This is a genomic window from Photobacterium malacitanum (genome assembly GCF_900185615.1).
GTDB lineage: Bacteria > Pseudomonadota > Gammaproteobacteria > Enterobacterales > Vibrionaceae > Photobacterium > Photobacterium malacitanum.
This window is the reverse complement of sequence record NZ_FYAK01000022.1, coordinates 1-6,411: the sequence shown is the minus strand read 5'-3', so window position 1 is coordinate 6,411 and position 6,411 is coordinate 1. Positions and strand designations below refer to the sequence as shown.

Genomic DNA, 6,411 nt, shown 5'->3' with positions numbered 1-6,411 from the left:
ATGCGAAGTCTTTAGCAACACCACCGTACACTTTTGCAAGTGTAGTACAGATAGCAGCAGTTAGAGTTGTTTTACCGTGGTCAACGTGACCGATAGTACCAACGTTAACGTGCGGTTTATTACGTTCGAATTTTTCTTTAGACATGGATAGTCCCTCTGGGCACGGTATTTAGTGGCACTTCGACCACACAACCAAACATGGGTTTGTTGAGTATATAACAAATTGATAAATATTGACTGAAGAGTGGTGCTAATAGGCAGATTCGAACTGCCGGCCTCACCCTTACCAAGGGTGCGCTCTACCAACTGAGCTATATCAGCACACAAGAAGTGTGGAGCGGGCAGCGGGAATCGAACCCGCGTCATCAGCTTGGAAGGCTGAGGTAATAGCCATTATACGATGCCCGCAAAAACTTTTTTACTCGTAGCGCTATTTAACTATTTGAAAAATGGTGGTGGGAGAAGGATTCGAACCTTCGAAGGCAGTGCCGGCAGATTTACAATCTGCTCCCTTTGGCCACTCGGGAATCCCACCGAAATTCTTGAAACTGGTGCCGACTACCGGAGTCGAACTGGTGACCTACTGATTACAAGTCAGTTGCTCTACCTACTGAGCTAAGTCGGCTTAATTGATGCGCATTCTAGATAATGATGATTTTTGATGCAATAGCTTAGCGCCATTTTTTTATGCTTTTTTCATCAATTGTCGTAAATTTATCCATTATCGACATTTCGCATACAAAGCAAGCCCTTCAAGTACCAATTCTGAACGGTGGTTATAATTTTTAATATCGTCCAGCGGAAGATGCCTCACTCCCCCACCACACAGCACGACAACCGGTTCAATTGGTAATTTTTGACGCGCTTCTTTAAGGCCGTATTCAATCAAACCTATCAATGCAGCTCGACAACCATTTTTAAGCCCATCAGCAGTATTATCAGCCAATTGCAGACTATTACAATGCTCATGATCAGAAAACACCTTGGTGGTATTTTCTAATACCACCTTCATCATTAATTGATAGCCCGGTGCAATCCAGCCACCAAGGTGCTTTCCATCTCCGCCTAATACATCAAATGTTAATGCCGTACCAATATCAACCACCACTGTTGGGCGCTTAAATTGTTGATGGATAGCGACTAACGTTAACCAACGATCAACCCCTAAATATTGATATTCGTTATAGCCATTTTTAACCCCAAAATCCTTACGCATGGTTTTCACATGTAACACAGGTATATTTGACACCTGTGCAATACGCTGAATCGTATTATCAACCTCAACAGGACCAACACTAGCAAAAACAATCCGTTTGATTTTTTGTTCTAAAATAGGATCAAGCACTAACTCAAGTTTCTTACTTGGGTATTTACCAATTAATTCTACCTGACCATTTACGGATAATAGGGCAACCTTAACGTAAGTATTCCCCGCTTCAATTAATAATTGCATTAGCAACCTCTAAGGCTGATTTCACCACCAACATAAGCGGTAATACCATTGTCCGTTTCCAGTAATAACGCGCCTTGCTCATTAATACCACGAGCAATGCCTTCAACAACACGCTCACCAATAAGTAATTTTACAGGGCGGTTTAAAAAGTTATCAATTTTATTCCAGCGTTCAACAAAACCACAAAGACCAACCGCTTCATATTCAGTTAACGTTTGATGGATACGCTCAATTAATGTTGCCGCTAACACATTACGTGATGGTAACGGCGAACAAGCAGCACTTAAATTAGTCCATGCTTGATCTATCATATTCGTCGCCACCGTTGGCATCGCAATATTGAGTCCCATTCCAATCACTAAATGTGCAGCATCACCAGCCTTTCCCATCATCTCAACTAAAATACCAGCTAATTTTTGGTCATGACAATACAGATCATTGGGCCATTTGACACGAATATCTGGTGCACCAAATTGCTGTAAGGTTTCAGCGATCGCAACACCAACCACCAAACTTAATCCCATCGCCGCTGCAACACCAGCCTCTAAACGCCAATAAGTAGACAGATAAAGGTTGCTACCAAAAGGTGATTGCCATTGTCGACCTCGACGGCCACGACCAGCTTGTTGATACTCAGCGAGACAAACCGCCCCACTCGGCAATTGGCCGACTTGATCAAGCAAATACTGATTTGTCGAATCAATCACTGGAATTAATTCTAACTGTGGGCAACTGACCAATTCAGCTATACGTTGACTATCAAGTAATTCAATCGGCGCAGCTAAGCAATAACCTTTCCCTTGGACACTATATAAATCAAGTCCCCATTGCTGAATGATTTTAATTTGCTTCGCAATACCAGCACGTGACATTCCTAATGCCGCCCCTAACTGTTCACCTGAATGAAATTGACCATCCGCTAATAAACCAATCAGGGCTAAACGCGTTGAATGCTCTTTCATGATGCTAAAATCTCGCTCAAATGGGTTTCAGCACTCGCAGCCATAAATCGCACTTCATGCTCCAGAGCAACACCAAACTTTTCTACGACACGATCAACGATATATTGCGCTAAATTAACCACATCCTGTGCCGTCGCCGTACCAACATTGGTTAGTACTAATGCTTGCAATGGGTGCACTTTCGCCCCACCAATTTGATACCCTTTAAGGCCACACTGATCGATCAACCAACCAGCAGCTAACTTTACCTGTTGATCGTCAACACCATAACTAGGCATCGCAGGATGATCAACAAGCAGTTTATCTCGTAATACTTTGGAAATTATAGGATTTTTAAAAAAACTACCAGCGTTACCAATTTCTTTTGGATCTGGAAGTTTAGCTTTACGGACAGCACAAACAGTATCAAACACTTGTTGAATCGTTACTGTTGTCGCATCGAATTGATTTAAAGGTGCATACGCGATTTGGGGCTGCCATTGTTTTGGTAAGCACAAACCAACGGCAATAATAATATGGCCATCTTTTAATTGATGCTTAAAAATTGAGTCTCGATAACCAAACTCACAATCAGTTGATTCATAACGCCTAACGTCATTGGTATTAACGTCTAGGACATCAACGTATTGACACACATCTTTAAGTTCAATGCCATAAGCACCAATATTTTGAATAGGTGAGGAGCCAACACAACCAGGAATCAGGGCTAAATTTTCTAAACCACCAATATTATGTTTTACACACCAACTCACAAGTTGATGCCAATCCTCACCGCCGCCAACATGCAGATAATAACAGTCATCGGTTTCTGTTAAGGTAATGCCTTTAATTCTATTGAGAATAATCACACCTTGATAGTCCTCACAAAAAAGTAAATTACTTCCTTGCCCTACAACTAACTTAGGCATGTTATTAAACTTTGCATCGTGCCAAATATTAATAAAATCATCAATAGTTTCAGCTTCAATAATCTGCGTGGCTACAGCATCAATACCAAAGGTATGATAAGGCGCTAACCCATGATCAGGTAAAACTTTCATGTTAATTTAAGACCATATCTTTATACTATTAGGTCTATTTTACCCGATTCAATCTCACAACGCAGTGTTTTCCCATGAGCCCAATTAGCTATCAGCAGTTAAATCCAATTAGATTACCTATCATTAATAAACTCTATAAAGATTTTTATCCGGCAGGAAAAGCAAAACGTGATGAAATCCTATGGGTTGGCGAGTCGCAACAAGGTGTTATCTGTTGCGTTCGGTTTAAATTTATCGGTGAGTTGCAGCTATTAACAGGCATGTTAGTTAAACCAGAGTACAGACATCAAAAGATAGCGACTCAACTACTTCAACACGCCATACCACAAATACAACAAAAGCCATGTTATTGCTTTGCATTTAAAGAGCTTGAAGCACTTTACCAACGAGCTGGATTTATCACTCTGCAACCACAGCAATTACCCCATGATTTACAGCTACGATTTGAACGTTATTGCCATAGCGGAAAAAAGCTAATAGCAATGCACTATAACGCTTAGAGATTGTTATAAATTCGTGAGACGATCATATATCTAGGAATGAGATAGGTTGACTTAGCACTTTTTCTGATATAATTCGTTTCTTAACTCAAATTTATCTTCTTAATAGATCGTGTAAACGAGGCGATAATGGATTCAGCTATTGCTAATAGGCAGTATATAGATCAACTGCCGTGTATTGCGCACAAGCCCGAAAATTTAGAGACTCTTTTTGACGCGAGCTCTTTCAGAAAGCGCTTATACCAAGAAATTGATTCAGCACAGCAGCGCATTTATATCGTTGCTCTTTATCTACAAGATGATGAGGCTGGTCGCGGCATATTAACGGCGCTATACGAAGCAAAGCAACGCAATCCAGCATTAGACATAAAAGTCTTTGTTGATTGGCATCGTGCTCAACGCGGCCTTATTGGCGCAAGTCAATCAGATGGTAATGCTGCCTTATACCGTGAATATGCAGAAAAATACCAGTTCCCAATCGAAGTTTTAGGTGTACCAGTACGTAATCGTGAAGTCTTTGGTGTTTTACACTTAAAAGGCTTCGTCATAGATAACACTGTTATCTATAGCGGTGCGAGCCTTAATGATGTCTATTTAGCCCAACATGACCGTTATCGTTATGATCGTTACCATGTCATCAAGAACAGCAAACTTGCTGATAGCATGGCAACATTTATTACCGAAACGTTAGTCGAAAGTGATGCCGTTAATTGTTTAAACCAAGCTGAGCGTCCCGATACAAAATCGTTAAAAAGTGCAATTAAGGACCTTCGCGCTGAGTTACAGCAAGCTAGCTATCACTACACAGCAGAATCAATTGCAACCGATGAGGTTGGACTGACACCGCTAATAGGTTTAGGCAAACGTCGCAACCAACTTAACCAAGAAATTTGTGCGTTGATTGCAAGTTCACAGCATGAATTAACCATATGTACACCCTATTTCAACTTTCCACGTGGCGTTAGTAAAGAAGTCATTAAAGCATTAAAGCGTGGTGTTAAAATTACAATCGTTGTAGGTGATAAAACCGCGAATGATTTCTATATTCCGCCATCAGAGCCTTTTAAAACGATTGCTGGCTTACCTTACCTATATGAAGTAAATCTACGTAATTTTGCAAAGAATAACGAGGCTGCAATTGCTAGTCGTCAATTAGCAATTCATTTATGGAAACACGACAATAATAGCTTTCACCTCAAAGGTATTTGGGTTGATAATCAATATATGTTGATTACGGGTAATAATTTAAACCCTCGTGCATGGAAACTTGATTTAGAGAATGCCATTCTAATTCATGACAAAAATCAACTCCTAGCACAGCAAACTCAAAAAGAAATTGATTGTATCCTTACCCATACCACTTTAATTGGTAGCTACAAACAGATCGAAAAAATTGATAGCTATCCGCTTCAAGTAAAGAAATTAATTAAGCGAATTCGCCGCGTCAAAGCAGACCATATCCTTAATCAAATTCTATAGTATCTATCGACTGCGCAGCAATATGTTATTATTGCTGCGCTATCCATTCTCAAATCTACTCCTAAATCGATAACTAGCCTTCTATCGTCTATTCATCACCAATCTCACACACGACTAAATCATCATCTATGATATCAAGTAAGCTAAACTACGACACAATGGCTACCATTTCCCACAGATGGAAAAACTAAAGTATTAGATTCAAGTTTCTTAGATGAATATGAAGAAGATAAACTTGCCAATAAATAACGATCTCCATGATGGAAACAATACTCAATCATGTTGGGATCATTATTGTTCCTATTGGCTACTATTTTCACAGTGTCTATTCTTGACCATTGTATACAAACGTAAAAAAGCCCTAATCGAAAGATTAGGGCTTTTCTGTATGAATAACTACTCTGCAGTGCCTATTCAGTATAATATTACTTTTATACAGACGAAAAAAAACCTGAATCTTTCGATTCAGGTTTCTTAAATGAATGGCGGAGCGGACGGGACTCGAACCCGCGACCCCCGGCGTGACAGGCCGGTATTCTAACCAACTGAACTACCGCTCCACACGGAGATAAAACTTTCGTTTTATCCGATATTCGTAGTTCAAAACGAATATCTAAATTTGAAGCCTGGCGATGTCCTACTCTCACATGGGGAGACCCCACACTACCATCGGCGCTATTACGTTTCACTGCTGAGTTCGGCATGGGATCAGGTGGGTCCATAACGCTATGGTCGCCAAGCAAATTCGGTTTATTTATCGCCTTTAGGCAATAAATAGCAATCTGGGAAAATCTAACTAGTTGTTCTCAACACGTCATTCAAGTGTTTGTAGAGTCCGTCTCTTCTCGTTTGAGAAGAAAAACCCCTTGGGTGTTGTATGGTTAAGCCTCACGGGCAATTAGTATCAGTTAGCTCAATGCCTCGCAGCACTTACACACCTGACCTATCAACGTTGTAGTCTTCAACAACCCTTTAGA

General features: G+C 40.4%; 6 protein-coding genes, 5 tRNA genes and 2 rRNA genes. 2 read left to right on the top strand and 11 right to left on the bottom strand.

Annotated features, from left to right (window positions below):
- The 8 genes from PMAL9190_RS19590 to murB all read right to left on the bottom strand — a co-directional run.
- On the bottom strand, positions 1-145 hold a 145-nt coding region (locus PMAL9190_RS19590), incomplete at its 3' end, for a GTP-binding protein (RefSeq protein ID WP_231730676.1).
- 100 nt (positions 146-245) lie between these two features.
- Positions 246-321 (bottom strand) — tRNA-Thr (locus PMAL9190_RS19585).
- A 12-nt stretch (positions 322-333) separates the two neighbouring features.
- Positions 334-408: transfer RNA gene (locus PMAL9190_RS19580), tRNA-Gly, on the bottom strand.
- Between the two features lie 42 nt (positions 409-450).
- Positions 451-535 (bottom strand) — tRNA-Tyr (locus PMAL9190_RS19575).
- A 14-nt stretch (positions 536-549) separates the two neighbouring features.
- Positions 550-625 (bottom strand) — tRNA-Thr (locus PMAL9190_RS19570).
- A gap of 96 nt (positions 626-721) precedes the next feature.
- Positions 722-1,453: a type III pantothenate kinase gene (locus PMAL9190_RS19565; protein ID WP_087846948.1), complete on the bottom strand. Its 732-nt coding sequence runs from the start codon at positions 1,451-1,453 to the stop codon at positions 722-724.
- A complete protein-coding gene (gene birA / locus PMAL9190_RS19560; protein WP_087846946.1) occupies positions 1,453-2,415 on the bottom strand; it encodes a bifunctional biotin--[acetyl-CoA-carboxylase] ligase/biotin operon repressor BirA in 963 nt (320 codons plus the stop codon). The genes PMAL9190_RS19565 and birA overlap by 1 nt, the downstream gene beginning before the upstream one ends.
- On the bottom strand, positions 2,412-3,455 hold the full coding sequence (gene murB / locus PMAL9190_RS19555; RefSeq protein WP_087846945.1) for a UDP-N-acetylmuramate dehydrogenase: 1,044 nt from the start codon (positions 3,453-3,455) through the stop codon (positions 2,412-2,414). Before murB ends, birA begins: the two co-directional genes overlap by 4 nt.
- Positions 3,456-3,529: 74 nt before the next feature.
- Here murB and PMAL9190_RS19550 point away from each other — a divergent pair, with 74 nt between their 5' ends.
- Both PMAL9190_RS19550 and pssA read left to right on the top strand, forming a co-directional pair.
- On the top strand, positions 3,530-3,955 hold the full coding sequence (locus PMAL9190_RS19550) for a GNAT family N-acetyltransferase (RefSeq protein WP_087846943.1): 426 nt from the start codon (positions 3,530-3,532) through the stop codon (positions 3,953-3,955).
- A 129-nt stretch (positions 3,956-4,084) separates the two neighbouring features.
- Positions 4,085-5,434 (top strand): CDP-diacylglycerol--serine O-phosphatidyltransferase, encoded by a 1,350-nt coding sequence (gene pssA / locus PMAL9190_RS19545; RefSeq protein WP_087846942.1) that lies wholly within the window; start codon positions 4,085-4,087, stop codon positions 5,432-5,434.
- Positions 5,435-5,917: 483 nt separating this feature from the next.
- Here pssA and PMAL9190_RS19540 read toward each other — a convergent pair.
- From PMAL9190_RS19540 to PMAL9190_RS19530, 3 genes are all read right to left on the bottom strand, one after another.
- Positions 5,918-5,994 (bottom strand) — tRNA-Asp (locus PMAL9190_RS19540).
- A gap of 64 nt (positions 5,995-6,058) precedes the next feature.
- Positions 6,059-6,174 (bottom strand): 5S ribosomal RNA (gene rrf / locus PMAL9190_RS19535).
- A gap of 137 nt (positions 6,175-6,311) precedes the next feature.
- Positions 6,312-6,411: ribosomal RNA gene (locus PMAL9190_RS19530) — 23S ribosomal RNA — on the bottom strand; the annotation flags it as partial.

What these genes read in the sequence shown, in the direction of transcription:
- PMAL9190_RS19565 (WP_087846948.1), bottom strand. Translation starts at nt 1,453, where the DNA reads ATGCAATTATTAATTGAAGCGGGGAATACTTACGTTAAGGTTGCCCTA.
- birA (WP_087846946.1), bottom strand. Translation starts at nt 2,415, where the DNA reads ATGAAAGAGCATTCAACGCGTTTAGCCCTGATTGGTTTATTAGCGGAT.
- murB (WP_087846945.1), bottom strand. Translation starts at nt 3,455, where the DNA reads ATGAAAGTTTTACCTGATCATGGGTTAGCGCCTTATCATACCTTTGGT.
- PMAL9190_RS19550 (WP_087846943.1), top strand. Translation starts at nt 3,530, where the DNA reads ATGAGCCCAATTAGCTATCAGCAGTTAAATCCAATTAGATTACCTATC.
- pssA (WP_087846942.1), top strand. Translation starts at nt 4,085, where the DNA reads ATGGATTCAGCTATTGCTAATAGGCAGTATATAGATCAACTGCCGTGT.